Raw genomic sequence first — 3,313 nt, forward strand, 5'->3', positions numbered from 1 at the left:
ATTCCTTATGAAGTTGTGGATGTAGGAATTGCCTCAGATGATGGCATCGGAGTGGATCGCAAGGTCGCAAAGGGGACAAAGAATATATTAAATCATCCTGCTATGACTGAGGATGAATTTAATCGTGCCTTTCAAGCTGGCTATGAACGGGTACAACATTATGTAAAGCAAGGGATAAATCTTTTTTCCTTTGGTGAAATGGGACTTGGTAATACGACGACTTCTGCCTGTGTGTTGTCTGCCTTAACTGGAGCTGATCCCACTGAAACAGTAGGACCCGGTTCTTGGCCGAATAAACCAGATTTGATGAAACGAAAAATTGATTTTGTGCGCGCTGTATTAGATAAGCATAAGACTAGTATCGTTTCTGTCAGTGAAGTTGAAAGAGTTCGTAAAATCGTAGCCCATGTAGGGGGCTTTGATATTGCAGCTATTCTTGGGGCTATGCTCGCTTGTGTTGAGTTTAAAAAGCCCTTTGTCATTGATGGCTTTATTACAGCTGTATCAGCAGCTTGTGCGGTACATATGAATGATCGTGTTAAGGATTATGCATTGCCATCTCATAACTCTCGAGAAAAAGGCACAGAGCTAGCTTTAGCAGAGGTAGATATTACACAAGACATGGTTCCTATTCAAGCCCACATGTCGATGGGGGAAGGCACGGGGGCCATCTTGATGGTACAAATGCTCAAAACTACACAGCATATGTTTGTAAACGTAGGGACCTTTGCAGATTTGATGAAATTATAAGGAGAAAGAATGGAACTAAATAAATACTTTGATATACATTTTGAGCGCGCTGATGATGCAACTATTGCTAAAAGATTGATAGGTGGGGCTAAGATTAAGGGACCTGCGTTGGTTACCCTGATTCTCTCCATATTTATCGCCTCTATTGGGTTGAATATGAATAGTACGGCAGTTGTTATTGGTGCTATGCTTATATCGCCGTTGATGGGACCTATTTTAGCAACTGGTTTTGGCTTTGCTACGCTTAATTTTACAGTTGTAAAAAGCGGTATTTTAAGATTGTCCTTACAGGTTACGATTGCTGTTTTGGCATCTGCTTTATATTTTTATATTTCTCCCGTTCAGGCGGCTACATCTGAACTATTAGCACGTACAGAACCGAATATTTTTGATGTATTCATTGCTATATTTGGTGGGTTAGCTGGGATTATTGGGCAAACGCGTAAGACCTTAGATAATGTTATACCAGGTGTTGCGATTGCGACTGCACTTATGCCACCACTATGTACGGCAGGATATGGACTGGCTAATGGAAATTGGCACTATTTCATTGGGGCTGGCTATCTATTCTTTATAAATGCATTTTTCATCTTCTTTGCAGCTTTTATTGTTTTAAAAGGTGTATATAGTTTGCCATTCCATAAACAAGTAGAAGAGGTTAATCGTCGTAACCAGCTAATATTTCTCGTGATTGGTCTTATTATGGCTATACCAAGTATTTATGCAGGCTATGATATGACCATCAAGTATTCTGAGTCAAATCATATGGAGCAGTTTATTAAGAATGATATTAATCAAGAGGGACGTCGACAAGTGATTGATTATTCATTGGATCAAACGAATAAGCTAGTAAACATAGTAGTTATAGGAGCTCCTGTGACTTCAGAGGAGCAAGCCCAGTTGGATGACAAGTTACAGAAAGATGAGTACTTGCAACCTTATACATTACGATTTGTTAATAGCGTAGATGAGAAAAAATCTACTATGGATAAGACGAACTTGAATAAATCTTCAGAGAATCTTGGAACATATAAAAACTTGATTAATCTGTACCAACCGACTTATCAATTAGTAAGTGAAACTATAAATACTATGAAAACGACAGAAGCTGAAGCAAAGGCGTTATTCCCGTTTGTAAGCAAAGTGGAAGGCATGCCTTTAATAGATAATCTAGAACAGCCTAAAGCGAGTCGCTATATGGTGATTATCCATACTACATCCACTATATCTGATGCAGATTTGGAACGAATAAAAGCTTGGTTAGAGGCTAAATTATCAGCACCTGTAACTATTTCTGTGGAGCAAACAACGTCAACTCAATAAGTTGATTTTTTGATTTTGATTAGATTGTTTATTATATAGAGCGATATGTATAACGGTACTAAGTTTGATTGAACCTATTAGGTATATTACCTAGTAGTACGGGGAATCAGCTTAGTACCGTTTTTATGTATTTGGCATAGCTAAATGTAATTACTCTTATCTTGCTATAGATTAAAGTTATATTATTACATATATAAAATCTATTATACGAGTAGGAATTAAATTGATATACTTACTACATCGAAAATATTAAATAATCAAATGTAGATACAAGATAAGAAAAATAGATTTATTATAATATCTACGAATGTTGTATACGTATGAGTCCTCGTCCGAGATGTAGGTTTTCATCGTAGATAGGAGGATTACATGAAAAAATGGTTAGCATTGGCAGCGACGGCCGTACTAGGTGCGTCCTTATTGATTAGTGGTTGTGGCTCTTCCACAAATAACGCGAGCTCTAGTGGCTCTAAAGAGGTATTAAAGGTAGCCGCAAATCCTGTACCTCATGCTGAAATTTTAGAACAAGTTAAACCTATTTTGGCTAAGGAAGGTGTAGACTTACAAATCGTTGAATTTACAGACTACATCCAACCAAATATGGCTCTATCTAGCCATGAAGTAGATGCAAACTTCTTTGCAAACGTACCTTACCAAAATAACTACAATAAAGATCATGGTACAAACTTTGTAAGCTTTGCACCAGTTCACATTGAACCATTGGCTATCTACTCTCAAAAAATTAAAGACTTGAAAGACTTGCCAAATGGCGCAAAAGTAGCAATTCCATCTGATCCAACAAACAGTGCTCGTGCACTTCTCTTGTTGCAAAGTGCTGGTCTAGTAACATTGAAAGATCCAACTGGTTTGACTAACACACCATTTGATATAACTAGCAATCCTAAAAATATTCAAATTACTGAGTTAGAAGCAGCTCAAATTCCTCGTTCCATCCAAGATTTAGATGCAGCAGTAATCAATGCTAACTATGCGTTACCAGCTGGTCTTAATCCTACAAAAGATGGCTTATTCGTAGAAAAAGCTGACTCTCCATATGCAAATCTTCTTTCTGTTAACCCTGGTGATGAAAATAAACCAGCTATCCAAAAATTAGCTAAAGCATTACAATCTCCAGAAGTTAAGAAGTTCATCGAAGAACACTACAAGGGCGCTATCATCCCAGCGTTCTAATTGATCGTTAATAATATATGTATCTGATACAATACCTTCTCATGACAAA

The 3,313-nt window shown here is 37.4% G+C and carries 3 protein-coding genes; all 3 read left to right on the forward strand.

The annotated features are described in order from the left end of the window. On the forward strand, window positions 1–750 hold a 750-nt coding region (locus QZ055_RS08735; protein ID WP_295826271.1), incomplete at its 5' end, for a nicotinate-nucleotide--dimethylbenzimidazole phosphoribosyltransferase. Window positions 751–759: 9 nt separating this feature from the next. Further along, window positions 760–2,073, forward strand: a complete 1,314-nt coding sequence (locus QZ055_RS08740; RefSeq protein ID WP_295826275.1) for a DUF389 domain-containing protein — start codon at window positions 760–762, stop codon at window positions 2,071–2,073. 369 nt (window positions 2,074–2,442) lie between these two features. Continuing rightward, window positions 2,443–3,264: a MetQ/NlpA family ABC transporter substrate-binding protein gene (locus QZ055_RS08745; RefSeq protein WP_060924427.1), complete on the forward strand. Its 822-nt coding sequence runs from the start codon at window positions 2,443–2,445 to the stop codon at window positions 3,262–3,264. The last annotated feature ends 49 nt before the right edge of the window (window positions 3,265–3,313 follow it).

It is taken from the genome of uncultured Veillonella sp. (assembly GCF_905209685.1).
GTDB lineage: Bacteria > Bacillota > Negativicutes > Veillonellales > Veillonellaceae > Veillonella.

Coding starts and splice junctions, on each gene's coding strand:
- QZ055_RS08740 (WP_295826275.1), top strand. CDS start 760: ATGGAACTAAATAAATACTTTGATATACATTTTGAGCGCGCTGATGAT.
- QZ055_RS08745 (WP_060924427.1), top strand. CDS start 2,443: ATGAAAAAATGGTTAGCATTGGCAGCGACGGCCGTACTAGGTGCGTCC.